This window comes from Mesorhizobium sp. RSR380A, assembly GCF_054719385.1.
The window spans coordinates 1,711,906-1,737,546 of record NZ_JBTTIB010000001.1 but is presented as its reverse complement, the minus strand read 5'-3'; the positions used below and the strand labels follow the sequence as shown (position 1 = coordinate 1,737,546).

Annotated in this window: 23 protein-coding genes and 1 tRNA gene; 13 read left to right on the top strand and 11 right to left on the bottom strand. The window is 62.7% G+C overall.

The window, feature by feature from the left end:
• Nucleotides 1–8 precede the first annotated feature (8 nt).
• The 5 genes from fcl (at nucleotide 9) to ACYG9Z_RS08360 (ending at nucleotide 3,022) form a co-directional block, all read left to right on the top strand.
• Nucleotides 9–977 (top strand): GDP-L-fucose synthase, encoded by a 969-nt coding sequence (gene fcl / locus ACYG9Z_RS08380; RefSeq protein WP_023701026.1) that lies wholly within the window; start codon nucleotides 9–11, stop codon nucleotides 975–977.
• 81 nt (nucleotides 978–1,058) lie between these two features.
• Nucleotides 1,059–1,265: a hypothetical protein gene (locus ACYG9Z_RS08375; protein ID WP_023710933.1), complete on the top strand. Its 207-nt coding sequence runs from the start codon at nucleotides 1,059–1,061 to the stop codon at nucleotides 1,263–1,265.
• A gap of 405 nt (nucleotides 1,266–1,670) precedes the next feature.
• Nucleotides 1,671–2,135: an Hsp20 family protein gene (locus tag ACYG9Z_RS08370; protein WP_023671192.1), complete on the top strand. Its 465-nt coding sequence runs from the start codon at nucleotides 1,671–1,673 to the stop codon at nucleotides 2,133–2,135.
• A gap of 64 nt (nucleotides 2,136–2,199) precedes the next feature.
• Complete coding sequence (locus ACYG9Z_RS08365; protein ID WP_306413578.1) at nucleotides 2,200–2,622, top strand: DUF982 domain-containing protein; 423 nt, start codon at nucleotides 2,200–2,202, stop codon at nucleotides 2,620–2,622.
• A gap of 112 nt (nucleotides 2,623–2,734) precedes the next feature.
• Nucleotides 2,735–3,022, top strand: a complete 288-nt coding sequence (locus ACYG9Z_RS08360; RefSeq protein WP_031197745.1) for a DUF982 domain-containing protein — start codon at nucleotides 2,735–2,737, stop codon at nucleotides 3,020–3,022.
• Nucleotides 3,023–3,129: 107 nt separating this feature from the next.
• Here the strand turns inward: ACYG9Z_RS08360 and ACYG9Z_RS08355 are convergent.
• Nucleotides 3,130–3,204, bottom strand: a tRNA-Val gene (locus tag ACYG9Z_RS08355).
• Nucleotides 3,205–3,318: 114 nt separating this feature from the next.
• A complete protein-coding gene (cpdR, locus tag ACYG9Z_RS08350) occupies nucleotides 3,319–3,681 on the bottom strand; it encodes a cell cycle two-component system response regulator CpdR (protein WP_023671195.1) in 363 nt (120 codons plus the stop codon).
• A 164-nt stretch (nucleotides 3,682–3,845) separates the two neighbouring features.
• Between cpdR and ACYG9Z_RS08345 the strand changes: the two genes are divergently transcribed.
• On the top strand, nucleotides 3,846–4,787 hold the full coding sequence (locus tag ACYG9Z_RS08345) for an N-formylglutamate amidohydrolase (RefSeq protein ID WP_023704024.1): 942 nt from the start codon (nucleotides 3,846–3,848) through the stop codon (nucleotides 4,785–4,787).
• A 337-nt stretch (nucleotides 4,788–5,124) separates the two neighbouring features.
• Nucleotides 5,125–5,898, top strand: a complete 774-nt coding sequence (gene hisN / locus ACYG9Z_RS08340; RefSeq protein ID WP_023671197.1) for a histidinol-phosphatase — start codon at nucleotides 5,125–5,127, stop codon at nucleotides 5,896–5,898.
• 12 nt (nucleotides 5,899–5,910) lie between these two features.
• On the opposite strand, the gene ACYG9Z_RS08335 is transcribed toward hisN, so the two are convergent.
• The 4 genes from ACYG9Z_RS08335 to ACYG9Z_RS08320 form a co-directional block, all read right to left on the bottom strand.
• Nucleotides 5,911–6,741 carry a helix-turn-helix transcriptional regulator gene (locus tag ACYG9Z_RS08335; RefSeq protein ID WP_023751337.1) on the bottom strand — a complete coding sequence of 277 codons (831 nt, stop codon included), beginning with the start codon at nucleotides 6,739–6,741 and terminating at the stop codon, nucleotides 5,911–5,913.
• Nucleotides 6,742–6,867: 126 nt separating this feature from the next.
• A complete protein-coding gene (locus ACYG9Z_RS08330; protein ID WP_023751336.1) occupies nucleotides 6,868–7,101 on the bottom strand; it encodes a DUF1127 domain-containing protein in 234 nt (77 codons plus the stop codon).
• A gap of 3 nt (nucleotides 7,102–7,104) precedes the next feature.
• On the bottom strand, nucleotides 7,105–7,266 hold the full coding sequence (locus tag ACYG9Z_RS08325) for a hypothetical protein (RefSeq protein WP_023695699.1): 162 nt from the start codon (nucleotides 7,264–7,266) through the stop codon (nucleotides 7,105–7,107).
• A gap of 167 nt (nucleotides 7,267–7,433) precedes the next feature.
• A complete protein-coding gene (locus ACYG9Z_RS08320) occupies nucleotides 7,434–8,393 on the bottom strand; it encodes an alpha/beta fold hydrolase (protein WP_023735042.1) in 960 nt (319 codons plus the stop codon).
• A 458-nt stretch (nucleotides 8,394–8,851) separates the two neighbouring features.
• Here ACYG9Z_RS08320 and ACYG9Z_RS08315 point away from each other — a divergent pair, with 458 nt between their 5' ends.
• Together ACYG9Z_RS08315 and ACYG9Z_RS08310 are read left to right on the top strand one after the other, a co-directional pair.
• Nucleotides 8,852–9,319 carry an Hsp20 family protein gene (locus ACYG9Z_RS08315; RefSeq protein ID WP_023671202.1) on the top strand — a complete coding sequence of 156 codons (468 nt, stop codon included), beginning with the start codon at nucleotides 8,852–8,854 and terminating at the stop codon, nucleotides 9,317–9,319.
• Nucleotides 9,320–9,476: 157 nt separating this feature from the next.
• Nucleotides 9,477–10,241: a sulfite exporter TauE/SafE family protein gene (locus tag ACYG9Z_RS08310; protein ID WP_023686418.1), complete on the top strand. Its 765-nt coding sequence runs from the start codon at nucleotides 9,477–9,479 to the stop codon at nucleotides 10,239–10,241.
• On the opposite strand, the gene ACYG9Z_RS08305 is transcribed toward ACYG9Z_RS08310, so the two are convergent.
• The gene (locus tag ACYG9Z_RS08305; RefSeq protein ID WP_023751335.1) at nucleotides 10,238–11,134 is read right to left on the bottom strand and encodes an MBL fold metallo-hydrolase; all 897 of its coding nucleotides are present in this window, start codon (nucleotides 11,132–11,134) and stop codon (nucleotides 10,238–10,240) included. The genes ACYG9Z_RS08310 and ACYG9Z_RS08305 overlap by 4 nt on opposite strands.
• 18 nt (nucleotides 11,135–11,152) lie before the next feature.
• On the bottom strand, nucleotides 11,153–12,202 hold the full coding sequence (locus ACYG9Z_RS08300) for a threonine aldolase family protein (RefSeq protein WP_023751334.1): 1,050 nt from the start codon (nucleotides 12,200–12,202) through the stop codon (nucleotides 11,153–11,155).
• Between the two features lie 509 nt (nucleotides 12,203–12,711).
• On the opposite strand from ACYG9Z_RS08300, the gene gltB reads away from it, so the two are divergent.
• Together gltB and ACYG9Z_RS08290 are read left to right on the top strand one after the other, a co-directional pair.
• Nucleotides 12,712–17,463: a glutamate synthase large subunit gene (gene gltB, locus ACYG9Z_RS08295; protein ID WP_023751333.1), complete on the top strand. Its 4,752-nt coding sequence runs from the start codon at nucleotides 12,712–12,714 to the stop codon at nucleotides 17,461–17,463.
• 140 nt (nucleotides 17,464–17,603) lie between these two features.
• Complete coding sequence (locus tag ACYG9Z_RS08290; RefSeq protein ID WP_023671207.1) at nucleotides 17,604–19,058, top strand: glutamate synthase subunit beta; 1,455 nt, start codon at nucleotides 17,604–17,606, stop codon at nucleotides 19,056–19,058.
• Here ACYG9Z_RS08290 and ACYG9Z_RS08285 read toward each other — a convergent pair.
• Together ACYG9Z_RS08285 and ACYG9Z_RS08280 are read right to left on the bottom strand one after the other, a co-directional pair.
• Complete coding sequence (locus tag ACYG9Z_RS08285) at nucleotides 19,055–20,260, bottom strand: SGNH/GDSL hydrolase family protein (RefSeq protein WP_023714037.1); 1,206 nt, start codon at nucleotides 20,258–20,260, stop codon at nucleotides 19,055–19,057. The two genes, ACYG9Z_RS08290 and ACYG9Z_RS08285, sit on opposite strands and share 4 nt — an antisense overlap.
• Before the next feature lie 102 nt (nucleotides 20,261–20,362).
• Nucleotides 20,363–21,586, bottom strand: coding sequence for a lytic murein transglycosylase (locus tag ACYG9Z_RS08280; protein ID WP_023714036.1), 1,224 nt, complete (start codon nucleotides 21,584–21,586; stop codon nucleotides 20,363–20,365).
• Between the two features lie 207 nt (nucleotides 21,587–21,793).
• Here ACYG9Z_RS08280 and galU point away from each other — a divergent pair, with 207 nt between their 5' ends.
• Complete coding sequence (gene galU / locus ACYG9Z_RS08275; protein ID WP_023714035.1) at nucleotides 21,794–22,699, top strand: UTP--glucose-1-phosphate uridylyltransferase GalU; 906 nt, start codon at nucleotides 21,794–21,796, stop codon at nucleotides 22,697–22,699.
• On the opposite strand, the gene ACYG9Z_RS08270 is transcribed toward galU, so the two are convergent.
• Nucleotides 22,700–24,484 carry an outer membrane beta-barrel protein gene (locus ACYG9Z_RS08270; RefSeq protein ID WP_031243984.1) on the bottom strand — a complete coding sequence of 595 codons (1,785 nt, stop codon included), beginning with the start codon at nucleotides 24,482–24,484 and terminating at the stop codon, nucleotides 22,700–22,702.
• A gap of 150 nt (nucleotides 24,485–24,634) precedes the next feature.
• Here ACYG9Z_RS08270 and ACYG9Z_RS08265 point away from each other — a divergent pair, with 150 nt between their 5' ends.
• Nucleotides 24,635–25,630 (top strand): KpsF/GutQ family sugar-phosphate isomerase, encoded by a 996-nt coding sequence (locus tag ACYG9Z_RS08265; protein ID WP_023704013.1) that lies wholly within the window; start codon nucleotides 24,635–24,637, stop codon nucleotides 25,628–25,630.
• Nucleotides 25,631–25,641 lie beyond the last annotated feature (11 nt).

Here is a 25,641-nt window from a genome sequence, read left to right as displayed (position 1 = left end):
GCAGGTTCATGGACGCGACATTTGATCTGAAAGGCAAGCGTGTCTTCGTCGCCGGGCATCGCGGCATGGTCGGTTCGGCCGTCGTGCGCCGGCTGGCGAGCGAGGACTGCGAGATACTCACCGTATCGCGCGACAGGCTCGACCTGCTCGACCAGGCAGGGGTGCGGCGCTGGATGGCCGAGCACAGGCCGGATGCGGTGGTGATGGCGGCCGCCAAAGTCGGCGGTATCCTGGCCAATGACCGGTTCCCTGTCGATTTCCTGCAGCAAAACCTGGTTATGCAGGGCAATGTCATTGACGGCGCCTTTCGCAGCGAGGTCGGCAAGCTTTTGTTTCTCGGCTCGTCCTGCATCTATCCAAAGCTCGCGCCGCAGCCGATCAGGGAAGACGCGCTGCTGACCGGTCCGCTCGAACCCACCAATGAATGGTACGCGATCGCCAAGATCGCCGGGCTCAAACTGTGCCAGGCCTATCGGCGCCAGCATGGCGTCGACTACATCTCGGCGATGCCGGCCAACCTTTACGGTCCTGGCGACAATTTCGATCTCCAGTCCAGCCATGTCGTGCCGGCCCTGATGCGAAAGGCGCATGCACTGGCGCTGAGCGGCGGCAACAGCCTCGAGGTCTGGGGCTCGGGCACGCCACGGCGTGAATTCCTGCATGTCGACGACGCCGCCGGTGCCTTGGTCTGGCTGTTGAAGAATTATGCCGGCGACAGCCACGTCAATGTCGGTTCGGGCGAGGATGTCACCATTGCCGAGCTTGCCCAGACCGTCGCATCGGTCGCCGGCGTCGAGGCTGATATCGCCTTCGATACGACCAAGGCAGATGGCACGCCGCGCAAGTTGATGGATGTTTCGCGGCTGTTTGCGACGGGATGGCGCCCGCGCTACGCGCTTCGCGATGGATTGGAACAGACATATGCGTGGTTTCTCAACCATATTGAGAAGGGTGATGTCCGCCTCGGCGCGGCCTGATTCCAATTTTCCTTGAACCATTTCGCTGCCGCCCGCGACCAGGCGGTGTGTAGCAAACACGGTCCATCAAGGAGAACGTCAATGTTTATCACTTCAAGAAACGCATTTCTCGCCGCCATCGCGGTTTCGGTGCTGGCAGGGTGTCAGACGGCACCGCCGAGGGAATGCGAGAAGACCAAGCCCGGTGTCACCTACAACGGCAAATGCTGCGGCATCGGCACACCGTGCCGTGAAGGCAACAACACCCCTCATGACAAGCCCGACAGGCCCGATCCGCGGCCACAGTGATCCGCGAGCCAGAAACGTCCCGGCACGTGCCGGGACGTTTCGCCCCCGACAGGGTGGATTTACGGATCGGAAGGCCGCTACCCGGTTCTTGCTGGCCGGCATTTGAATACGAAACGGGACGGCGGGGCAGTAGACGATGCGGTCGCGCAGATCGCGCGAAAACTTCCCGCCGGATATGTACTTCAAGGGGCTGTTCGACTGTTCGAAGGGAAGGTCCCGTAGAAACTCAGATTTCGCTTTCCGTCGATGCGAAGGATGCTACTAAAAAAAATTCGAGATGCTCTTGAACTCATTTGGGGCGCCTCCTAATTCGATTTCCGCCAAGGCCATAAGGCTCGGCAAAAAATGGCGGCGCCGCACGGGGCGGCGTCCTTGTACCCATGTTGCTTCAAGGAGGATGTGGCTATGAGAACCTTTGATACCCTCTATCGGACCACCGTCGGTTTCGACCGGCTTTTCGACATGCTCGACAGCGGCACGCGTCCAGACTGGCCGCCCTATAACATCGAGAAGGTCGACGAGAACGATTACCGTATCTCGATGGCCATCGCAGGCTTCAGCCAGGATGAGGTTGAGCTGACCCAGCATGGACCCGAACTGGTCGTGGTAGGCCAGAAGGCTGATGATCAGAGCGGACGCCAGCTGCTGCACCAGGGCATCGCCTATCGCAGTTTCAGGCAGACGTTCAAGCTTGCCGACCACATGAAGATCAAGGCAGCCAAACTGGAGAATGGCCTCCTCTCGATCGACATCGTCCGTGAGATTCCCGAAGAGCTGAAACCGCGCCGCATTAGCATCGGCGTCGGCGACACGCCGACGGCCGCCACTCAGATCACGCAAGACACGGACCGCGCGCGTAAAGCCGCGTAATCCTGTCGATCTGTCACACTTTGAACTGCGGGTCCGCCTCCCGGTTCCGGCCGGGAGGCTGTGATTGCGGAGAAACGAAGATGATCACTGCAGGACGTACTGGCGCGCCTCTGTCGCGCGCCTGCAGTTGGCCTGGACCGCGCAAACCATGAAACTCAATGGTTCGTTCAATTTGGAGGATCATATGAACGATCGGATGTTTGACAGCGCCGTTTTCGTGAAAAGCGGCGACAACCTTGTTCAGGAAATCACGTGTCTCGAGGACGCTCTGGAGTTCCTCTATGAATGGCCGAAGGACAGGCGCGGCCCCATTCACCAAACCGCATTGCGGGCCTGCCAGCGAGCTTTCGATAGCGATTATCCGCTTTCCGCAGCCAGAGACGCGTTCAGCGGTTTTGCGAAAGCAGCCAGAATCCTTGAGGAAGTATCCACGACAATGCCGTGGATGATGGGCAGAGGTGGCGAAGGCGGAGGAGTGACTGCCTAAAGCGCGTCGCGAAACGGATTCATGCGACACGCTTTAAGTCTTTGTTTTGATGCATGTCGTTGTCCCAGAACCGCGGCATACTTCTGGGTGACATGCATTAGGAAAGGAGGTCATGATGCTATCGAAACCTTTTGAAAAGCCAGTCCGGGTGTGGGTGGGATTGGGCTTTCCCCGCCAACTCAACACGGTCGCAGATGCCTATCAATTCGCATCCGAATGGTGTGGCAACAGCCCGGAGCAGAGAGCTGCTATTCGCGCTTGCAAAGCCGCTCTGATTGGCGATGTGGAACCCGAGACAGCACGAGGCGTCTTCGTCGCGTTCGCTCGCAAGAAGGATATTCTTATGGAGGACGGCATCGAGCCTGCGCCTTCAAGGACGCTAAGCCCGCACCACGTCTAAAGCGCGTCGCGTTTGAACGAGGCGGCTGCCACAAGCGGTGGCCGCCTTACCGGCTAAGTTGTCGAAGGGGTGCGCCAAAAACGGGCTTGGCCAAGTTATCGAAAGGATGGTGGGCGTGACAGGGATTGAACCTGTGACCCCTGCAATGTCAATGCAGTGCTCTCCCGCTGAGCTACACGCCCATCCGAAGCCGCGCATACACCATTTTTGGTCCAGCGCGTCAATAGCCGGAAAGGGAAAGAAAGGCTCGTTTTGTCGCGCCGCCGACGAAGCGGCGAGATCACACTGTGCGTGCTTCAGGCGGCCTGCAGCATTTTTTCGACCTCGTTGACGAGATCGCGCAGGTGGAAGGGCTTGGACAGCACCTTGGCGTCTTTCGGCGCCTTGGAATCGGGGTTGAGCGCGACGGCCGCGAAACCGGTGATGAACATCACCTTCAGGTCGGGATCGATCTCGGTGGCGCGGCGGGCGAGTTCGATGCCGTCCATCTCCGGCATGACGATATCGGTCAGCAGCAGGGAGAAAGGTTCTTCGCGCAGCCGCTCGTAGGCGCTGGCGCCATTGTCGAAATCGCTGACGTGGTAGCCGGCCCGCTCCAGTGCCTTGACCAGGAACCGGCGCATGTCGTCGTCGTCTTCCGCCAGCAGAATGCGTGCCATCTTGTCCCGTCCGAATCACCCCAGCCAAGCCTGCCGTCCGGCAAGCCCGTTAACCATCCTGTATATGAGGAGCTGACGGTAAACATCAAGTGAACGTTGGCGGCATTAATCCTGATTTGACGGGGTTCCTGACATGCCGAAATGCTGGACATGCGGCCGATGAGGTGGCAGTTTCCCATCATGATGCATTGCTGTTTCCGGGTTCGTTCAAATTGACGACGGCAGCCGAAGATTTTTCGGTCGTTCCACCCTTCGAAATCCGATCGGGCGCCGAGCAGCGCGTTCCCTTCGTCTTCAACTCACCGCATAGCGGCCGCTATTATCCAGACCGCTTCCTGGCCATGGCGCGGCTCGACCGGAACGCCATCCGCCGCTCCGAGGATTGCTATGTCGACGAGCTGTTCGGCAGCGCGGTGGTGCTGGGCGCGCCGATGCTGGCGGCGAATTTTCCGCGCGCCTACCTCGACGTCAATCGCGAACCCTGGGAACTCGACCCGCGCATGTTCGCCGAGCCGGTGCCGTCCTTCTGCAACATCCGCTCGGCGCGCGTTGCCGGCGGGCTCGGCACCGTGCCCAAGCTGGTGGGTGAGGGGCTCGACATCTATTCCGGCCGTCTGCCGCTGGCGGAGGCCGTCCAGCGCATAGAGGCGGTCTACAAACCCTATCACGAGACGCTGAAGCGGCTATTGACCAGAACCCATGCCAGGTTCGGCTATGCCGTGCTGATCGACTGCCATTCGATGCCGGCGAGCATCAGGGTGGGCGACAGCGGCCTGCGGCCGGATTTCATCGTCGGCGACCGTTTCGGCATCTCGGCCACGGCGGCCCTGACCGAAACGGCGATCGGCCTGCTCATCGGCATGGGCTACACCGTCGCCCACAACAAACCCTATGCAGGCGGTTTCATCACCGAGCATTACGGCCGGCCGGCGCGCCATCTGCATGCGCTGCAGATCGAGGTCAATCGCGGCCTCTACATGAATGAGCGGACGTTCCAGAAATCGGCCGGCTTCGATGCGCTGGCCGACGATATGGCGCGCTTTTCGGCCGACCTGATGGCGATGCCCGACCACCACTTCATCGACCTGCCGCTGGCCGCCGAATGACGCCGGAGCGGCGGCTGTTCATGCAATCCCGCGCTGGCCATCCCGCAGCGTAAAAAAAGACCGCATCGTTTGCACGACACGGTCGAAGTCTAGGGAGGAAACGCCCAAGGAGGGCATGGACAGGAAAACCTGTCCGAGAACAAATTTATTGTGCGATGCACAAATGTCAATCGATTCCACGCTTTTTTAATTCACTCTGATGTGAAAATGCGTTTCGATGGTCCTGATGTGTGACATTTCGGCAACGCTGATGTCTCTGATAAATCGATAAACCGGCTTGTTTTGGCGGGAAAGTGCCGGCAGACCGGGTTGGCACTCTGCAATGCGGGAGAATCACGTGGACATCAGCATCGATTTCATGCGCCGGATCGCGCAAGCGGCGGCGGCTGAAACCTTGCCGCGTTTCCGCGCACAGGGCGCGGTGGCCAACAAGGAAAAAGGCAGTTTCGACCCGGTCACCGAGGCCGACCGCGAGGCCGAGCGCGCCATCCGGGCGCTGATCTCGGCTGAGTATCCCGATCACGGTATCCTTGGCGAAGAACATGGCAGCGAAAACATCTCCTCAAGGCATGTCTGGGTGATCGATCCGATCGATGGTACCCGCGCCTTCATCTCAGGCTTGCCGGTGTGGGGAACGCTGGTCGGATTGACGGTCGACGGTGACGCCGTCGCCGGCATGATGGCGCAGCCGTTCACCGGCGAGCTGTTCTACGCCAACGCTTCCGGCTCCCACTACGAAGGCCCCGGTGGGCCGCGGAAGCTGTCGACCCGCAAGAGGACGAAGCTTGACGAGGCGACCTTGTTCACCACCACGCCGGCGCTTTTCAAGGGCGAGGCGCGCACCCGCTACGACGCGTTCGAGAAACAGATCCAGCTCGCCCGCTACGGCGCCGATTGCTACGCCTTTGCCATGATTGCCTCGGGCAGCGTCGACATCGTCGCCGATCCCGGATTGAAACCCTACGACATCGTGGCGCTGATCCCGATCATCGAAAAGGCCGGCGGCGTCGTCACCACATTCGAGGGCGGTCCGGCGGAAAAGGGCGGCGACATCCTGGCCGCCGCAACGCCGGAGCTTCATGCGGCTGCAATGGCAGCCCTGCGGGGCTGATAGTCGACCCGATCAGCGCGGCTTGATCGAGCGCTGGAATTCCGCCGGCGTTCGCCCGTAGACCTGCCTGAACGCTGAGCTGAAATGGCTGTGGCTGGAGAAGCCGAGGTCCAGGCCGAGCGTGGTCAGATTGTCGTAGCGGCCAAGCAGGTCGAGCGCGCGCGCCAGCCGCATGCGCAGATGGTAGCGATAGAGCGGCATCGCCTCGACCTGCTGGAAAACCTGCGTGAGATAAACCGGTGATACCCCGACTTCAGCGGCGATCTCGGCCAGCGTCCAGCGCCGCGAAAGATCCGAGGACAGGACGAGCTTGGCGCGATCGACCAGCTTCTGCCGGCCAGCGCTTGCGCCGGCGGCATGCGAGGTGCGCTCGCCGAGGGAGCGCCGCACCAGCGTCAGCGCCAGGGTTTCGGCCTCCAGCGTTTCGGCAATGTTGCGGCTCAGGCTGTGGCGCAGCACCGCCACCAGCGCCTGAGCCCGCGGGTCGATGCGGCGGCGCTGACGACGAAACGCCACGGCGCTGCCCGAGCGCAACTGCTCCTTCGGCGTCAGCTCCTGCAGTTGCGCCTCCTCGACAACGAGATCGAGGCAGGAATCGCCACCCTCGACGGGATGGCTGATCCGGTAGCCTTCGGCGTTGTTGAAGAACAACAACTGGTTGGCTTCGGCGACCGCATCGTTGCGGCCGACATGGCGCACGAAGACGCCGCGATAGGGAAACACAAGATGCGTGGCAGCGGTGCACTCTTCTTCGCTCTTGTGCCGGCATTCGCCGCTGCAGAGGACATCCCTCACCATGACGGTGCCGGTGTCCAGAAGTGTCTGTACCGTGAACTGCGACATGGTGAGCTGAGACATGGCCGTGGCATTCTACCCTTGCACCGAAAGCTGCTCCGGCACATTAGGCGATTGACCTGTCCAAACCTGTCAGGAGACTTCACCTGTCGGGCCCTTTGTAACGGCCATGGCTCAGTCCCACAAACGGCGCATGTATTCGCAGTGAGCTTGGCTGCGCGACAGGCCGATGTCCTTGAGCTGTTCGTCGGTCATTTCGAGCAAGGCAAGGCGGCTTCGGCGCCTTTCCAATTGACGGCCGATCCAGTTGGCCGCCGCGATGCCTTGTGTCCGCAAGGACCGCCGGAACGTCGCGGTTTGAGTTGTCGGCTGATGTGCGAGGCATTGCGCCGCATGATCGGGGCGCATCGCTCAGGCTTCCCCGTTGCCGGCGCCGGCCACTGAGGCGCCGGCTTCGTTCAGCGCAATCGCGCATTCCTCGCAGCAGACCTCGACGGTCTTGCCGCCGACCTTGACGCGGATCGGGTTGGCGTCCAGCTGGCAATCGCAGGCAGCGCAGGTCTTCTCGGTCATGACGTCATCTCCTTGGCGTTCGGTTCGACCCGGAGAGATGAGCATTCCGGGGCGGCACCGGCTGTCAGAATCTTTAGCTCTTTGGGTGCTGCCGGCGCTGCTCCTGACAGAAGGCTGTCAGCAGGCGACGCAAGCTCAAGGCGCCGCAACATGCAGCGCCGGCGGCATCAGGCTGTCGGGTCGCCGTTGCCGGGTATGAAGGCGTCGAAGGCGGCGAGCAACTGCTCGCGATAGACATCGGCCTCCTGCAGGATCTCGTGTTTCGAGCCATCGATCATCAGCAGCGAGCCCAGACGCAGACGCCTGGCATAGGCTTCCACGGCCTTGGTCGAGACGACCTGATCGGCGCCGGCGGCGATCATCAGCAGCGGCACCTGGATCCTGGCCATGAAGTCGGGCTCACTGATGGCTTCGCCTGCCTTGATTGCCGCCTGCAGCCAGCGGATCGTCGGCCCGCCGAGCGCCAGTTGCGGATAGTGCTCGTAGATTTTCGTGTTGCGCTGATAGCGCCCGGGGTCCGATGTCACCTTGTTGAGGGCGAAGGGCAGGGTTTCCCTGGGACGCGGACCCCAGGCGGCGTAGAGCCGGCCGAGGCCGAGAAAGCACAATATCGAGCAGACGCGGCGCGCGGTTTTTGCCGACACGGGCGAGTCGGGCACCGTCAGGAAAGGCGCAATCAGCACCATGCGACGCACCCGGTTGACCATCGACGGCGCCGCGAGCAGCGCGATCACGGCGCCCATCGAATGGGCGAGGATGTAATACGGGCCGCGGCAGTCGGGCAGCACGATATCCTCGAAGAACTGTTCGAGGTCGCCGGTGTAATCGTAGAAAGAGCGGACATAGCCGCGTTGCGGATCGGCGATCAGCCGGTCGGAATCGCCCTGGCCGCGCCAGTCGAGCGTGGCGACGCCGAGGCCGCGGTCGGTCAGGTTGCGGATGGTTTCGAAATACTTCTCGATGCACTCGTTGCGGCCGGGCAGCAGCACGACGGTGCCTTTCAGCGGCCGGGTGACCGCGGCAAACAGGCCGTAGCGGATCTTCTTGCCGTCGCGCGTGGTGAAAAAGCCGCCGGCGACATTTTGCGGCGGCGGATTGCCTGGCGTGGGATGGAAGAGATCCGTCATTAGGCGCTTGCGTCTTCGTGGTGTCTCACCCGGCAGGGCGTCGGCATGGTGATAGACGCCAATGGATGAAAAGCAAAGGGAGGACGCCAAGGGGGCGGACGAACGACAAGCAAGGCCGGAAGCAGCCTGCGGCGGCGTGCTTCCGGCCTCTGTCGATCCGGGAGGAAGGGACGTTACACCCGGTCGGCCTCGTCGCGGCGCTTTCATCCGGCGCCGCCTGGTTCTTTATCCTGGGGGCACTCTAGCGCCGGCCGGCTGAACGGGCGCCGAAGCAGCGGTTCATCTGCCGTTCATCGACGCCTCGATTGGCGCTCTTCAAAAATCCTTGAAATGCGCTTTTGCGCTCCCCAAATGTCGGATGCAGCCGCCGATGTCGGGGCTGCTGGTCCACCCGAAACGCCTTTCCAGGGTTTCGCACCGGCCACACGCAAACATGTTGCTCAACAGGAGAACACCTCATGCGTCACGTTGATTTTTCCCCGCTCTATCGCTCGACCGTCGGCTTCGACCGCCTGTTCACCATGCTCGACTCGCTGGCCCAGCCCGATGGCGCGCAGACCTATCCGCCCTACAACATCGAGCGCACCGGCGAGGACGCCTATCGCATCTCGATGGCGGTTGCCGGCTTCTCGGACGAAGAGATTTCGATCGAAGCCCACCGCAACGTGCTGACCGTCAAGGGTGAGCGCAAGGAAGAGGGCAATGGCGAAGGCTCCGAGCTGCTCTACCGCGGCATTGCCTCGCGTTCGTTCGAGCGCCGCTTCCAGCTTGCCGACCATGTCGAGGTCGTCGGCGCCACCCTGAAGAACGGCCTGCTTTTCGTCGACCTTAAGCGCAACATCCCCGAGGAGCTGAAGCCGCGCAAGATCGCGATTACCGCCTCTTCGGCCAACGCCAAGCAGATCGAGGCCAAGAACGCCGCGTGATCAAGACGGCGGCGTCACAACGCCCAAGGTTGAAAGCGTCTCCTCCCGAGACGAAAGCGGCGCCGCGAGGCGCCGCTTTTTTTCGCCGCAGCCTCTGTCACCCCAACCGAAGAGTTCTGGCTCTTTTGCGGCGGGCGCCGTCTTCCCATGAAGGGCGATGTCTGATCTTTCGGCTGATTTTTCCCTGGCCCTAACGGCAACCATTGCGGTGACCTTCCTGCTGGCCGGCATCGTCAAGGGCGTTACCGGTATGGGACTGCCGACGTTGGCGATGGGGCTGCTGGGCACAATCATGCCGCCGGTCGCCGCGGCTTCGCTGCTGATCGTGCCGTCCTTCGTCACCAATATCTGGCAGCTGTTTGCCGGCCCGAGCTTCGGATGGATCCTCAGGCGGCTGTGGCTGATGATGGTCGGCATCGTCGCCGGCACGCTGGCCGGCTCATGGCTGCTGGCCAGCGACAATGTCAAATGGACGACGGCCGGCCTCGGGGCGGCGCTGATCGTCTATGCCGTCTATACGCTGCTGGCGCGGCAGTTGACGGTTCCCGCGTCAGCCGAGCGCTGGTCGTCGCCCATCGTCGGTTTCCTTACCGGCATCGTCACCGGCGGCACCGGCGTGTTCGTCGTGCCCGCTGTACCTTACATTCAGGCGCTGGGCTTGAGCCGTGACGATCTGATCCAGGCGCTCGGCCTGTCCTTCACCGTGTCGACGATCGCGCTCGCTGCCGGCCTTGCCTCGCACGGCGCGTTCCAGGTCGGGCATGTCGCCATGTCGTCGCTGGCGGTTGCGCCGGCCTTGCTCGGCATGTGGCTCGGACAGTTGCTCCGGCAGCGGATCAGCCCGGCGACCTTCCGGCGCTGGTTTCTTGTTTTCCTGATCTTGCTTGGCCTCGAGCTTTTGGCGCGGCCTTTCCTTGCTTAGCGATCGGTGCCGGTTGCGAGAACGGCCTCGACGTTTTGCCGGTGGACGGGCTCGTACAGCGCGAAGTACTCGACCGCGCCCGTGGCGAATATGTCGGCGCCGCAGGTTTTCAGATCCTGCTTCGCAAGATCAGGCTCACGCCGGCAGCGAAGCAGTTTTTGAACGTAGGCTTGCGTCGCGGCGATGAGGCCTTTGTCGTAGCCGCCTCGCTCAATCGCTTCGAGCGAGCCGTGATTGGGCAAGATGCGGTCTATCGACCAGCCGGCCATGCGTTCGAGATCGACCAGATGTTGCGCCAGCCAATCCGCCTCGCTGACATAGGTGATCGGATCCTCGAGCGTGTCGCCCGCCAGGAGCAGGCCGGTTTCGGGCATGAACAGCACCGTGCCGTCATGGCTGTGGATTTCGACCTGACGCAGTTCGACGGCGATCGATCCAACGGCGAGGTCAAGACTGCCTTCGAAGGTCCTGTTCGGCAGCACGAGAGGCTTGATCGGTGGAACACCGCTTTCGATCTCGGCCCGGTTGTTCGCGAGCGCCGAGGCGGTGAGCGTGTTGGCGATAATCTCGCAATCCTGAAACACCTCATTGCCGGCAATATGATCGTCATGCCAGTGGCTGAGCACGACCCGGATCGATGTTGCGCCCATGTCTTCGAGCGTCTGCCTGATGAAGCGCGCGTGAGGCAGCGAAATATGCGTGTCGTAGACAAGCGCCTGCGAACCATCGACGATCGCATAGGTGCAGATGCCGAGGGCATAGGCGCCGTCGTCCAGCCAGTTCGGCTCGTCCGACCAGGCGCGAACGCCGTCAACGCGGCCATCGTAGAAGCCGAGCACGTTTGGCGCCGGGCGAACCAGTCGCATGGTTGAGCCGAGAGGTGGCTTTGTCATTGGCGCGGTCTCGCGGGTTCAGGCGATCATCTGGCCGAAGCGATCGACCTCATCTGAAGTCGTGGCAAAGCTGGTGACGAAGCGATAGAGCAACTCGTCCTCGCCGACATGGCCGTCGAAGCCGTGCGGCCTGTGCCAGTCGTAAAAGGCTGCGCCGACGGATTGCAGCCTTTCGGCTTCCGCCTTTTTCATCACCGCGAACACCTCGTTGGCCTGCGGCAACCAGGCGAGCTTCGCCGTTGCCGAATCCTCGATCGCAGCCGCCAGGCGCGCGGCCATGGCATTGGCATGACGGGCCGTGTCCAGCCACAGGCCGTCCGTGAAGTAGGCGTCGAACTGCGCTGCGATGAAGCGCGACTTAGAGAACAGCTGTGCGGCGCGCTTGCGCAGGAAGGACAGCTCCTTGGCGCGGTCGAGGTCGAACAGCACAATGGCTTCGGCGCACCAGCAGCCGTTCTTGGTGCCGCCGAACGAGACGATGTCGACGCCGCGCTTCCAGGTCATTTCGGCCGGCGTCGTCTCAAGCGCGACCAATGCGTTGGCAAAACGGGCGCCGTCCATATGCAGCGGCAGGGAGAAGCGTTTAGCGATCTCCGAAATGATGGAAATGTCGTCGAGCCCGTACACTGTGCCGACTTCGGTCGATTGGGTGATCGAGACGGCCGTCGGGCGTCCCCAATGGACGATCTCGGGTGCGAAACGGGCGACGGCGCGTTCAAGATTGTGCGGGTCGATCTTGCCCAGGGGGCCGTCGACAGCATGGAGACGCGAGCCGCCGCTGAAATATTCCGGCGCGCCGCATTCGTCCTCGATGATATGCGATTCCCGGTGCGCAAAGGAAATGCCGCCGGGCTTGTTGTAAGCGGCCAGCGACAGCGAGTTGGCCGCCGTGCCGGTAGCGACGAAGAACACCGCGACCTCGCGTTCGAAGATCTCGCTGAAACGCTGGTAGACGGCGCGGTCGAGATCGCCATCGCCATAAGCGGTCGAAAAGCCGCCGGCATTGGCTGACAGCCCGGCGGCAATGTTGGAATGGACGCCCGCCCAGTTGTCGGATGCAAAGAACATCAGGAAAGTCCCTGTCTAGTTGAGAAAGTCTGGTTGCGACAAGAGCGCGACCATGGCCGTTTCGGGGTTTGACGCGCAAGGGCCAAGGGCTGAAAAAGCGGTAAAGCCAAAGGCGATCACGAAGGAGTGCCGGGACCGAAATTTCGTTTCAACAGCGCCTGACGTAATTTTCTGTCGCCAAACGTCCAAGAATTTGGTGAATCGGTCTTGTGTACGCCCAGGATTTCTGACATAAAAATTTAGGACAGTAGTGCTGTCTTATTTTGTCGCACAAGTCAGGCTGGATTGGCGTATCATTTAGGCCACTCCGGCCGTTGCCGCGAGCGACGGGTAGACGGCTCGGCTGTGGCCTGTACGATACCGGATACGAACCGGCGGTGCACCGCACGGTCCGCCAAGGATTTCGAAAAGACGTGCCGCAAGAATGAGAGCGGAAGCCAGTCGCTTCCCAAGGTAGACCAGCGCCCCAAATGCTAGACGTGCAAGGGGCCGGAGCGGAGGACAGGACGATGACGGAACTGACGCCATCTGCGATTATCGGCCAGGCCGCGCAGACGAAAGCGGCAGCCGTTAAAAATACCGTTCTGACCAAAGAAGGCCAGACCACCAACGGCCTGACCACCAATGGCATGGCCGCGCAGGGTCTCTATGATCCGCGCAATGAGCATGACGCGTGCGGCGTCGGCTTCATCGTCAACATGAAGAACGTGAAGTCGAACCAGATCGTCAAGGACGGGCTCTTCGTGCTCGAAAACCTGACGCATCGCGGCGCTGTCGGCGCCGATCCGCTGATGGGCGACGGCGCCGGCGTGCTGGTGCAAATCCCCGATCATTTCTTCCGCGAAGAGATGGCGGCCCAGGGCGTCGAACTGCCGGCGGCAGGCCAATACGGCGTCGGCCACTGGTTCATGCCGCAGGATGCGGCACTGCGCGCCCATATCGAAGAGATCATCGCCGAATCGGCGCAGTCAGAAGGGCTGCCGCTGCTCGGCTTTCGCGACGTGCCGGTCGACAATTCATCGCTGTCGAAGGCGCCCGATATTGCGGCCTCCGAACCGTTCCATCGCCAGGTCTTCATCGGCCGCACATCGGACATTCCAGATGACGAGGAATACGAGGCCAGGCTGTACCTGCTGCGCAAGGTGATTTCCGGCCGCATCTACGCCGAGAACAACAACAAGGATATCGGCGCCTACTGTGTGTCGCTATCGGCGCGTACCATCGTCTACAAGGGCATGTTCCTGGCCTACCAGGTCGGCGCCTATTACAAGGATTTGTCGGATCCGCGTTTCGAGACCGCGCTGATCCTCGTCCACCAGCGCTTCTCGACCAACACCTTCCCGTCATGGAAGCTCGCGCACCCCTACCGCATGGTCGCGCATAATGGCGAGATCAACACGGTGCGCGGCAACAACAACTGGATGGCGGCGCGCCAAGCCTCGGTCGATTCCGAACTGTTCGGCAACAACATCTCCAAGCTGTGGCCGATCTCCTATGACGGCCAGTCCGACACGGCGTGCTTCGACAATGCGCTCGAATTCCTGTTCCAGGGCGGCTACAGCCTCAGCCACGCCATGATGATGCTGATCCCGGAAGCCTGGGCCGGCAACAAGCTGATGGATGCCGATCGCAAGGCTTTCTACGAATACCATGCAGCGCTTATGGAGCCGTGGGACGGGCCGGCCGCGGTCGCCTTCACCGACGGCCGCCAGATCGGCGCCACGCTCGACCGCAACGGGCTGCGCCCGGCGCGCTACATCGTCACCGACGACGACCGCGTCATCATGGCGTCAGAGGCCGGCGTGCTGCCGGTGCCGGAGGAGAGGATCGTCAAGAAGTGGCGGCTGCAGCCCGGCCGCATGCTTCTGATCGACCTCGCCAAGGGCCGCATCATTTCCGACGAGGAGATCAAGTCGGAGATCGCCACCAGGCATCCCTACAAGACCTGGCTCAACAACACGCAGCTGATCCTCGAGGATCTGAAGCCGGTCGAGCCGCGCGCGCTGCGCAAGGATGTCAGCCTGCTCGATCGCCAGCAGGCTTTCGGCTACACGCAGGAAGACACCAAGCTGTTGATGTCGCCGATGGCGACCACCGGCCAGGAAGCCGTGGGTTCGATGGGCACCGACACGCCGATCTCGGCGATGTCGGACAAGTCGAAGCTGCTCTACACCTATTTCAAACAGAATTTCGCCCAGGTCACCAACCCGCCGATCGACCCGATCCGCGAGGAGCTGGTGATGAGCCTTGTCTCGTTCATCGGGCCGCGGCCCAACATCTTCGACCTGGTCGGCAATTCGCGCCGCAAGCGGCTCGAAGTGCGCCAGCCGATCCTGACCAATGGCGATCTGGAAAAGATCCGCTCGATCGGCCACACCGAGGACCGTTTCGACACCAAGACCATCGACATCACCTACGGGTCGAGCGAGGGCGCGGCCGGCATGCAGGGCGCCGTCGAGCGTCTGTGCGAGCGGGCGGAAGCCGCTGTCGCCGGCGGCTACAACATCATCATCCTGTCCGACCGCCAGGTCGGTCCCGACCGTATCGCCATTCCGGCACTGCTGGCGACGGCTGCCGTGCACCACCATCTGATCCGCAAGGGTCTGCGCACCGCGGTCGGCCTGGTCGTGGAATCCGGCGAGCCACGCGAAGTGCATCATTTCTGCTGTCTCGCCGGCTACGGCGCCGAGGCGATCAACCCCTACCTTGCCTTCGATACGCTGCTCGACATGCACAAGCGTGGCGAACTGCCGGCTGAGGTTGACGCCTACGAGGTGGTCTCGCGCTACATCAAGTCGATCGGCAAGGGCATCCTCAAGGTGATGTCGAAGATGGGCATCTCCACCTATCAGTCCTATTGCGGCGCGCAGATATTCGACGCCATCGGGCTGAAGTCGGATTTCGTCGAGAAGTACTTCACCGGCACAGCGACGCTGATCGAAGGTGTCGGCCTGGACGAGGTCGCGGCCGAGACGCTCAGCCGCCACACCGACGGTTTCGGCAACGATCCGGTGCTGCGCAACAGCCTCGAGGTCGGCGGCGAGTACATGTACCGCATGCGCGGCGAAGCCCATATGTGGTCGCCCGACGCCGTCGCCACCTTGCAGCACGCCGTGCGTCAGGGCTCGTGGGAGACGTTCAAGGAGTATTCCGCGCAGATCGACAGCGAGACGGCCCGTGCTCAGACCATACGCGGCCTGTTCAGGATCAAGCTTGCGGAAGAGACCGGCCGCAAGAAGGTGGCGATAGAGGACGTGATGTCGGCGGCCGATATCGTCAAGCGCTTCTCGACCGGGGCGATGTCGTTCGGCTCGATCTCGCGCGAGGCACACACGACGCTGGCGCGCGCCATGAACCAGATCGGCGGCAAGTCGAACACCGGCGAGGGCGGCGAAGAGGCCGACCGCTATCTGCCGCTGCCCGGCGGCAGCAAGAATCCCGAACGTTCGGCGATCAAGCAGGTCGCCTCGGGGCGGTTTGGCGTCACCGCCGAGTATCTCGTCAATTCCGATGTCATGCAGATCAAGGTCGCGCAGGGCGCCAAGCCCGGTGAGGGCGGCCAGCTGCCCGGCCACAAGGTCGACGCCACCATCGCCAAGGTCCGGCACTCGACGCCTGGCGTCGGCCTGATCTCGCCGCCGCCGCATCACGACATCTATTCGATCGAGGATCTGGCGCAGCTGATCTATGATCTGAAGAACGTCAACCCGGCGGCCGACGTATCGGTCAAGCTGGTGTCGGAAGTCGGTGTCGGTACGGTTGCGGCCGGCGTCGCCAAGGCACGCGCCGACCACATCACCATATCGGGCTATGATGGCGGCACCGGCGCGTCGCCGCTGACCTCGCTCAAGCATGCCGGCAGCCCGTGGGAAATGGGCCTAGCCGAGACGCACCAGACGCTGGTGCTGAACGGGCTGCGCTCGCGCGTTGCGCTGCAGGTCGATGGTGGCTTGCGCACGGGGCGCGACGTCATCATCGGTGCGCTGCTCGGTGCCGACGAGTTCGGCTTCTCGACCGCGCCGCTGATCGCGGCCGGCTGCATCATGATGCGCAAGTGCCACTTGAACACCTGCCCGGTCGGCGTCGCGACGCAGGACCCGGTTCTGCGCAAGCGTTTCAAGGGCACGCCCGAGCATGTCATCAACTTCTTCTTCTATGTTGCGGAAGAGGTGAGGGGGCTGCTGGCCGAGATGGGCTACACCCATATCGACCAGATCATCGGCGACAGCGACCTGCTGGAAAAGCGCGAGATGATCCAGCATTGGAAGGCGCGTGGGCTCGATTTCGGCAAGATGTTCTTCAAGCCGGACGCGCCGCATGAGGCGGTGCACTGGACCGAACGGCAGAAACACCCGATCGACGATGTACTCGATCGCAAGCTGATCGAACTGGCGAAGCCCGCGCTCGAAAGCAAGCAGCCGGTCAAGATCGAGGTCGACATCCGCAATGTCGATCGCTCCACGGGCGCCATGCTGTCGGGCGAAGTCGCCAAGCGCTTCAGGCACAAGGGCCTGCGCGAGGACACGATCCAGGTGAAGCTGACCGGCACAGCCGGCCAGTCGTTCGGCGCCTTCCTGGCGCGCGGCATCTCGTTCGAACTCGTGGGTGCGGCCAACGACTATGTCGGCAAGGGCCTGTCGGGCGGACGCATCGTCATCCGGCCGCCGGAGGAGTCCAGGATCGTCGCGGCGGAATCGATCATCGTCGGCAACACCGTCCTCTATGGCGCGACCGAGGGCGAGGCCTATTTCGCCGGTGTCGCCGGCGAGCGCTTCGCGGTGCGCAATTCGGGCGTCGCCGCCGTCGTGGAAGGCGTCGGCGATCATGGCTGCGAATACATGACCGGCGGCATCGTCGTCGTCATCGGCCAGACCGGTCGCAACTTCGCTGCCGGCATGTCGGGCGGCGTGGCCTATGTTCTGGATGAGGCCGGCGATTTCGCCGCGCGCTGCAACATGGCGATGGTCGAGCTGGAGCCGGTTCCGGAAGAAGACGATCTGATGGAAAGGCTGCTGCATCATGGCGGTGACCTCGACCACAAGGGTCGCGTCGACGTCTCGGGCGACATGACCACCCATGACGAGGAACGGCTTTACCAGCTTATCTCGAACCACGTCCATTTCACCGGTTCGGTACGCGGCCGCGAGATACTCGACGACTGGACGATCTTCAGGCCGAAATTCCGCAAGATCATGCCGGTCGAATACCGCCGCGCGCTGATCGAGATGGAACGCATGCGCATGGGCGTGGCGGCGGAATAGGTTTTTCGACTTGCCGGGAGGCGCAGGCTTCCCGGCGGAACTTTCAGCGACAGTTTGACCTCGGATGCAAGGTTGCCATGGCTGCCTCAAGGGGTTAACGGGTGCGAAAACCGCACCATCTGGACAGCAGGAACTGGACTATGGGCAAGGTAACAGGCTTTCTCGAAATCGACCGGCAGGTGCACAAGTACCAGCCGGCCTCCGACCGCATCCGGCATTTCCGCGAATTCACGCTGCCGATGTCGGACAAGGAGGTCGAGAAACAGGCCGCGCGCTGCATGGATTGCGGCATCCCGTTCTGCCACGGGCCGACCGGGTGCCCGATCCACAACCAGATCCCGGACTGGAACGACCTCGTCTACAATGGCGACTGGGACAATGCGATCCGCAACCTGCATTCGACCAACAATTTCCCCGAGTTCACCGGCCGCATCTGCCCCGCGCCCTGCGAGGAAGCCTGCACGCTGAACCTCGAGGACATTCCGGTTGCCATCAAGACCGTTGAACAGGCAATCGCCGACAAGGCTTATGAAACCGGCCATATCCGGCCTTATCCGCCGGAGAAGAAGACGGGCAAGCGGGTCGCTGTCATCGGCTCCGGCCCGGCAGGGATGGCGGCGGCGCAGCAGCTTGGCCGCGCCGGCCACGAGGTCAGCGTCTATGAGCGTGAGAGCCGTCCCGGCGGGCTGATGCGCTACGGCATTCCCGACTTCAAGATCGAGAAGCACTATATCGACCGCCGCATCGAGCAGATGCAGGGCGAGGGCGTGACCTTCCATTGCGGCGTCAATGTCGGCGTCGACAAGCCGGTGGCAGAGTTGCTCGCCGGATACGATGCGGTGCTCTATTGCGGCGGTTCGGAATCGCCGCGTCCGGCCAACATTCCGGGCGACGATCTCGGCGGCGTCTATGACGCCATGCCCTATCTGGTGCAGCAGAACCGTCGCGTCGGCGGCGAGCCGATCCAGTCGGTGGCCTGGCCGTCGCATCCGATCATCGCCGGCGGCCAGCATGTCGTCGTCGTCGGCGGCGGCGATACCGCGTCCGACTGCGTCGGCACCGCCTTCCGCCAGGGCGCGGTGCGCGTCACCCAGCTCGACATCCGCCCGCAGCCGCCGGAGAAGGAAGACAAGCTTTCAGTCTGGCCCTACTGGGCGACCAAGATGCGCACCTCGTCCTCACAGGCCGAAGGTGCGGAGCGCGAATTCCAGGTGGCGACGCTCGAATTCATCGGCGAGGACGGCCAGCTGACCGGCGTCAAATGCTGCGAAGTCGACGAGAAGCGCAAGCCGATCGCCGGCACCGAATTCGTCATCCGTGCAGACCTCGCCTTCATCGCCATCGGCTTTGCCGGACCGGCTGCCGCCGGCGTGGCGAAAGAGTTGGACGGTGAGATGAAAATCACCACCGACAGCCGCCGTTCCCGCAATGTCGAAGCCAACGATCGCGACTACAAGACCAGCGTCGACAAGCTCTACGCCGCAGGTGATGTGCGCCGCGGCCAGTCGCTGGTTGTGTGGGCGATCCGCGAAGGCCGCCAGGCCGCGCGCTCGATCGATGAAGCGCTGATGGGGTCGACGGTACTCCCCCGTTAACGGTTGATCGCCGTCGTCGTATCCGTCGCGGCAGCGGCCTTGGGCGGCCAGGAGAAGTCGTCGGCGCGACCGGGCGAGGCCTCGGGCGCCTTGCCTTCGAGGATTAGTTTTTCGCCGGGCAGATCCGGATTGGCTTTCGGCGCCGCCGCCGCACCGAGAAGCTCGGTCCCGCCGTCGAGCGCCGGATCGTTGAGCAGCATCGGAACGGTGCGGTCGACCACGATCGGGGCGGCGGGCAGCGACGGCGCCTCGACCGGGGCGCCGGCCGGTGCGGCAGCCGTCACCACGCTTCCTGGCGCTGCCAGGCCGAGGATCTTGGCCAGCGGCTTTTCGGTGTAGAAGGCGAGCTTTCGCTTGCCGGCTTTGGAGACGTTGATGCCGTCGTCGGAGCGCAGCCGCACGGCCTGGCCGTTAATGTCGGGGCCGGTCGAGACAAAGGCGCCGTTCTCGTCGACGAACCCATCCCAGACATCGACGAATTCGCCGCCGTTCTTCTCGGCAGCAGAGTGGTAGATGTCGTTGAAGGCGAGCATGTCGGAGGTCATCTTCGGCGTCTTGAAGGCTGGCATGCCGACCCACAGATAAGGCACCTTGGTCGCCGCCAGTGCCTTTCCCAAGGCTTCGGTCCGGCGTTCGTATTCCTTGGTCCAGTTCTCGGAGCGCGGCTGCTCGCGCACATCGTTGACGCGCATCTGCTGGCGGTCGTTGGAGCCGAGCATGACGACGACCACGGAGGGTTTTTCGGTCTCGACCAGCGATTTGACCTGTTCGGGCCAATTGTAGACATCATCGCGCACGAAACCCGAAGAACCGTTGGCGCGCTCGACGATCCTGACGTTGGCATTGTCGGCAAAGGCTGTTTCGAGGCCTTCGGCCAGGCCGTTGGCCATGAAATCGCCGATCACCAGAACGACGCGGGCATCCGGTGTCTTCTCGACAATCGGAGCGGAAGGTTCAAGGGGTGCACGGGGCTTCTTCTTGACCTTCGGCTTTGCCTTGCGGACGTCGAGCGGCGGCTCGATGCGTTCGCTGCGGCGCGGGAACAGAAGGTCGCGCAGCGACCAGCCGCGGTTCTGCGGTTGTTCCTGCGCCAAAGCCGGTGTGTGGAAACTGCCGGCGACCCCCGTCGCCAGGACAACGATGGCCAGAACGAGGATCGGCAAGCGGAAAACGATCACACGGATACGCGCTGCCGAAACCAAGCACCCTCTCCATCCCTTGGTGCATGGCCCTCGCAGAGGATCGTGCACACATCAATGCTACGGCATCCTTGTGCGCCGCAATGCGCGGCGCTGCCGATGGCTCTATTTCTTTCTGAGCCATTTGAGCACTTCCATGCTCGGATACCCGTCCTGGGTCAAGCCGACCGTTGCCTGATAGGTCATGATGGCGGTTTTCGTGCCGTCACCGATCTTGCCGTCGAACTTGCCGTCGTAAAGTCCGTGCTGCGAAAGCCGCTTCTGCAACTCCTGCCTTTCCTCGAAGGACAGTTTGGTGAAAGGCCGCTTCCAGTCCTGCACCAGACCATTAGAGCCGGCGATTTCGTCGGCAAGAAGGCCGACGGCCAGGGCATATTTGTCGGCGTTGTTGTAGGCCTTGATGACGGAGAAGTTCTTGATCATCAGGAAGGCCGGTCCGCCGCGGCCGTCCGGCACTTTCAGCGTCGCCTTGTCGGTTGCGTTCTTGAACGGCTTGCCATTGGCCCTGGCGACGCCGAGCGCCTGCCACTGCGCCAATGTCTTCGAGCCGGCCGGCAGTTTGCCCGCCGGAATGGTGACCTCGTAGCCCCAGGTCTTGCCGCCCTGCCAGCCATTCTTCTTCAGCAGATTGGCTGATGTCGCCAACGCATCGGGGATCGAATTCCAGATGTCGCGCTTGCCGTTGCCGTCCATGTCGACGGCATAATGCTGGTAGCTGGTCGGGATGAACTGGGTCTGGCCCATGGCGCCGGCCCAGGAGCCCATCAGGTGGCTTTCGTCGATGTCGCCGGTCTGCAGGATTTTCAGCGCGGCGACCAATTGGGTGCGGGCGAATTTCGAACGCTTCGGGTCGCCATAGGCGAGGGTTGCCAGCGAGCGGATGACATTGCGCATGATGTCGTCGCGCTTGAGGATCTCGCCATAATTCGATTCCATCGACCAGATGGCGAGCAGGATGTAGCGGTCGACGCCGAACCTCGCCTCGATCCGTTCCAGCCACGGCTTCCATTTCCTGGCCATCTGCTGGCCGACGGCAACGGACTGGTCGTGGACGCGGTTGTCGAAATAGTCCCAGGCAGGTGCGGTGAATTCGGGCTGGGTGCGTGCCTTTTCCAGCACCACCGGGTCGGGTTCATTGATGCCCCGGAACGCCCGGTCGTAGACCGCGCCGGAAACGCCGCCCGCCACGGCGGTGGCGCGGAAGCCGGCGACCCATTGCCGAAACCCGGCATCGGCGAAGGCCGGTCCGGCCGGCATCAGCAAGGCGAGCGAGAGGCTGGCCGCCGTCAGCACGCTGGTAAAGAGTTTTGCGGCACTGCGAACGGACATATTTTCCCCTTTCTTTATCTCAGGAAAGACCATTCATCGCCGAACCGGGTTAGCAATTGGTTTACCATAGGCGGCGCCTGGAACGAAAAGACACCTGGATGCTTTACCGGTTGATGTTTCCCTCAATGGCCCGATAATCCACAATTCCGGCGCGAAAATGTCGCGAGGCGGGATTGCCGGGCACGCCCTCAAACGGATAATTGACGCATGAAGCGAGTTCGCAAGGCAGTTTTCCCGGTCGCCGGTCTCGGCACACGGTTTCTCCCGGCCACAAAGGCCATCCCCAAGGAGATGCTGACCGTCGTCGACCGGCCCGTCATCCAGTATGTCGTTGATGAGGCGCGCGAGGCCGGCATCGAACATTTCATCTTTGTCACCGGCCGCAACAAGGCGGTCATAGAAGACCATTTCGATATCCAGTTCGAGCTCTATGATACGCTGGCACAGCGCGGCAAGGACGAGCAGTTGGCCCGCCTGCAGCGGCTGCAGCCGGCGCCTGGGCAGACCTCCTTCACCCGCCAGCAGGTGCCGATGGGGCTTGGCCATGCCGTCTGGTGCGCCCGTGAACTGGTCGGCGACGAACCCTTCGCGCTGTTGCTGCCCGACATGATCATGCAGTCGGAGAAGAGCTGCACGAAGGCCATGGTCGAGCTCTACGAGGAGACGGGCAACAACATCATCGCCGTGCAGGAATGCGATCCGGCCGAGACCCACAAATATGGCATTGTCGGCCGGGGCGAGGACACGCATCACGGCTTCCGCATCACCGAGATGGTCGAAAAGCCGAAGACCGGCACCGCACCGTCCAATCTCTACATCAACGGCCGCTACATCCTGCAGCCCGAGATTTTCAAGATCCTGGAAAGCCAGGAAAAGGGCGCCGGCAACGAGATCCAGCTCACCGACGCGATGCTGAAGCTGGAAAAGCAGCAGCCCTTCTTTGGCTACCACTTTCAGGGCCGCACCTTCGATTGCGGCTCGCCGGAAGGGTTCGTCGAGGCCAATGTCGCCTTCGCGCTGTGGCGCAGCGACATGAACGAGAACATGGCCGGCGTCATCCGCACGCTGCTCGATGAGATGAAGCCGTCCGAGCGTCGCGGCGCTGCTTTTTAGCTACCGCTGCAGCTTCAGCCCCAAATAGATGCTGTTGGCGGTGTAGTTGCGCCCGGGCAGATTGCTGGTCAGCTTTTCGGTGCGGGCGCGGCTGGTGAGACCGACGTAACGGTTCAGCCACCAGGTCAGCCCGGCCTCTGCACTCAGTGTCATGTCATGGCCGTCGGAGCCGGTGTAATTGCGCCAGTCGAGCCCAAGGGCTGCGTTGCCGGTCAGGTCGGCGCGGATCTGCCGCTCGCCGGTGAGGCGGCCGGAATAGAGGATGTCGCCGCTCTCACCGGCATTCGTTGTGCCTTCGACCGTGGTTCGCCCGGTGAGGCCGATGATGGTGCCGCGCTCGGGCGACCATTTGAGGTCGGCATTGATGGTGGCTCCCGAAATCGCCTCCAGGTTCTTGTCGTCGATCGCTTCCCGCAGCCAGCCGGCCGAGAACTCACCTTTGAGCTTCTCGCCCATGTCGACTTCGATACCGGCGCGTGCGCCAAGCCGGGTCGAAGAGCGCTCGAAGCCCTTGTTGTCGATCCGTTGGTCATATACCCGGCGGCCGAGCTCAATCTCGGCAAAGGGCGTCAGAGCCGGGGAAATTTCATAGCCGGTCCGCAACGTTGCGGTATAGAGCGTGTTGTCCTGGTCCTTCTGCGACAGCGAGGTGCCATCGGTAAGTTCGGCATCGCCATAGATGTCGTGGGTGACTGCGCCGGTCAGCGCAAAGCGCATCTTGCCAACGTCCTTCTCGACGCCGAGGCTGCCGTCGACCGTCTGGCGGATCGGCTGCGATTTGACGCCGGCAATGGCGTCGGGCGCGGAGGCCGATTCCGGCGCAATCTCGTAGCCGAGCTTGGCGATGGCGCGCAGTTCATTGTCGAGGTCGACATTGTACGTGCCTTGGATACGGCCGCGTGCCTCATTGATCTTCTGGCCCGAAATGGTGTTGCGGAAATTGCCGTAGCCGTCGATGACCGCCGAATTCTCGCGCCAATCGGAGGCGGCGGAGAAACGCAGCGCCGTTTCGGACAGCACCGCCGACTTGCCGCCAGCGCTGGAATCGGCGTTCGACGTGACGGCAACGCCCTGCTCGAGCGTCGGCCGCAGCAGGAACGAGCCGACCTTGATGCCGGTTGCCGCGTACGGGTCGTCCTCGAGCTTCTTCTTCTGGCCCTCGATGGCGTTGGTGCGCTCGGCGCCGGGGTCGAGCTTTCGTCGGTCGACGCCGTCGACGGTGAGGACACGGCGGTTAGCTGTGTCCTGATCGGCGTCGCCTGCCGCAGTGCCGTCCGGGGTCGTTCCGGTGGTGGTCTGGTCCGTGGCTTTGCCAGGCTTCTTCTTGTCGGCAGCCTTGGTTTTGTCCTTGGCCTTGTCTGCATCCGCGGCGGCGCCTTGTTTTGCCGTCGATGGCCGGCGTGGCTGGACGGTTGGCGGCTTGTCGGCGCCCGAATCGTCGATGGTCGCCGGCGGGTCGAAAATGCTGTTTGCGCCGGCCTGTGACGGGTCGGTGTCGTCAGGCAAGGCGCCATCGCTGGCCGGCACATAAGCGGTTGGCGTGTTTCCCGTGGGGGCGGTGTCGGCAGGGGCGGGCTTGACCTGCGTGTTGGCCTTGGTCAATTGCCTGGCCCGGCGCTGCTGGTCGGACAGGATCGCCGATTCCGAAACTTCGCCGCGCAGCTCGGTCTCCTGGGCATGAAGCGCAGTTGGCCGCAGCAAAGCGAGCACGCTCGTCGCGAGAAGCAGAGCGCAAAAGGCTCTGCCCGTTCGACCTTTTTTCTCTTGAGGCTGGGCCCGCGACATCGTCACCACTGCTTGCGCGGCGCAAGCGCGCCATACTTACCGAACCGTAAACGGGGATGGTTAACGGAGGGTTGAAGGTGTGCCTGTACGACATGGCTGGACGGCAATTCTGTTGGACAGGCGAACGGCAAAGCGCTAATCGCATCAGCCATGCATGCGGGATCCCCAGAAAAGAAGCCTTTGGAGGCTTCGGTCGCCTCGGCGCTGAGAACGGTAGCCACGGAACAGGCCGGCGTGGCGGCATTGGCCGCCGCGCTGGAGAACGAACTGGCCGAACCTTTCGCCCGCGCCGTCGACATGGTGTCGCGCATCAATGGCCGCGTCATAGTCACCGGCGTCGGCAAAAGCGGCCATATCGGCACTAAGATCGCGGCTAGTCTGGCTTCGACCGGCACGCCTGCCTTCTTCGTCCATCCGGCGGAGGCCAATCATGGCGACCTTGGCATGATCGCCAGAGACGATGCCATCATCGCCATGTCATGGTCCGGCGAGAGCAAAGAATTGATGGGCATCGTCGCCTATTCCAGGCGCTTCTCGATCCCGCTGATTGCGATTACCGCGGGCGCGGCCTCGGCGCTGGCGCGCGCGGCCGACGTGGTGGTGCTCCTGCCGTCCGCGCCGGAAGCCTGCCCGCACGGTCTGGCGCCGACGACATCGACCCTGCTGCAACTGGTGGTCGGCGATGCGCTGGCCATAGCGCTGCTCGAAGCGCGCGGCTTCACGCCCGACCATTTCCGCACGTTCCACCCCGGCGGCCAGCTCGGCGCCAATCTCACGCAGATCCACGAGATCATGCATGTCGGCGAAAGGCTGCCGCTGGTGGCTTCCGGCACGGGCATGCGCGAGGCGATCCTCGAATTGTCGAACAAGGGCTTCGGCTGCGTGGCGATCGCGACGGCGGATGGCGCGTTGGTGGGCATCATCACCGATGGCGACATCAGGCGTCACATCGGCAGCAATCTCATGGAAATGAGCGTCGATCAGGTGATGACGAAAAAGCCGAAGACGGCCACACCGGACACGCTGGTGGCGACGGCGCTGCAGATTATCAACAATTCGGCCATTACGAGCCTGATGGTGGTCGAAGGCAGGCGGCTCGTGGGACTGGTTCATCTGCACGACCTGCTGCGCATCGGCGCCGCCTGAAAAAATCAAAG